This is a genomic window from Flavobacterium sp. TAB 87, from assembly GCF_001529295.1.
Taxonomy (GTDB): domain Bacteria; phylum Bacteroidota; class Bacteroidia; order Flavobacteriales; family Flavobacteriaceae; genus Flavobacterium.
On sequence record NZ_LLWK01000005.1, the window covers coordinates 1 to 1,484 of the forward strand.

The window sequence follows — 1,484 nt, forward strand, 5'->3', positions numbered from 1 at the left end:
GGGAACAATACCCTCTAATAACCACTGCATTTCAATGTTTCTCAGGCATTCTTTTCCGAGTTTTCGCGAACTACGAAGGCCGTTGAGATAGCCGTACAAATAAAGCTTGAGAAAAATATTAGTTTCAAAACTAGGCCGACCTTCGGTTTTTAGTATTTGTACTTCAAAACCTAATGCTTTTAAATCAATATGCTCTACAAAAGCATCGATGAATCGGATGGGATTATCTGTAGAAATGCTAGATTCTAATGAAGAAATGGTCATTTGGTTACGGGAAATTCCTGTGATGTGTTGCATTCTTAAAAATACGAAATTTAGTACTTTATTTCAACTGTTTTGCTATATTTGTTTGAATAAAAACGGAGGTTTTTTCACAGACTGACGTTACCAGCAATTAGACATAAAATGATGAGAAAATTATATTTAATTATTATATTAAGCACATTTAACATACATTCTCAGAGCATTTTAACTGCTTTAAATTTTGGGAAAACAAATATTTTCTATTCTGATAAAATTGTAAAACAAACTACAGAAGAAAATACTTTTTACAATTCTAAAAACATTGAAAAAACTAAAAATATTATTTATTTCAACAATCATAACAAAGTAACATTAGAACTTAGATTTGATGAAAATGATAATTTAAAACAACGTTTAACAAGAATATATGATAGTACTGGAACTCGCAGTCTTGGTAGAAAAATTGAAAATTGGCATCCTCTTTTAGGTCATTTTTCTGAAACTGCAATACATCAATATGACTCAAATGGTTTTTTGAATAATATTACAGAAAAAGATAATAATCAAAATATTATCAGTCAGACTATTATAATAAATAATGAGAAAGGCTATCCAATTGAACTTAGTAATTTCAATAGAAATGAATCTCAAGGAAAAGAAACTGCTGATTACAATTATGACAAAAATGAAGCATATATTAAATACTTCAATAAAAATGGGGAACTTATAAATTCCGAAACATCTAAAATCGAATTTAAAAATGGTAAACCTGGAGATACCTTAAGTCAATATGGTGATGTAATAAAATCAGATAAATATGAAATGGAAATTAAATATGATAAATATGGCAATTGGGTTAAAAAAATTTACTCAACCATTTCAAACGGACAACTCCAAAAGAAATCTGAAACAATAAGGAAGATTATTTATAGTAAATAAAACTAACTGCTGGTAACATGAACTGTGTAAAAAAACTAATTTTTACGTCGTTTTTTGCAAATAAATATCCTGGTATAAAGTTCTGTTTTTTACTACTCCAAATACAATTTTAAGCAGCTTGTTGCATACGGCAATTAGAGCTGCTTTTTTGTTCTTTCCTTTAGCCACTAATCGATCATATAAATCACGACAATGTGCGTTGGTTTTCTTCGCATTTAAGGCGCACATATATAAAATATTACGCAGCTGTTTACCTCCTTGTTTGCATATTCTGACTCGTCCTCTTATACTACTTCCACTTT

The 1,484-nt window shown here is 29.0% G+C and carries 3 protein-coding genes; 1 reads left to right on the forward strand and 2 read right to left on the reverse strand.

The genetic code is table 11. The annotated features are described in order from the left end of the window. Window positions 1-297 (reverse strand): transposase (locus tag AP058_RS00025; protein WP_197413356.1); only part of this gene is annotated, 297 nt, incomplete at its 3' end. A gap of 108 nt (window positions 298-405) precedes the next feature. Between AP058_RS00025 and AP058_RS00030 the strand changes: the two genes are divergently transcribed. Beyond that, window positions 406-1,182, forward strand: a complete 777-nt coding sequence (locus tag AP058_RS00030) for a hypothetical protein (RefSeq protein ID WP_066305304.1) — start codon at window positions 406-408, stop codon at window positions 1,180-1,182. A gap of 42 nt (window positions 1,183-1,224) precedes the next feature. Here the strand turns inward: AP058_RS00030 and AP058_RS00035 are convergent. Next, window positions 1,225-1,484 (reverse strand): transposase (locus AP058_RS00035; protein ID WP_157492503.1); only part of this gene is annotated, 260 nt, incomplete at its 5' end.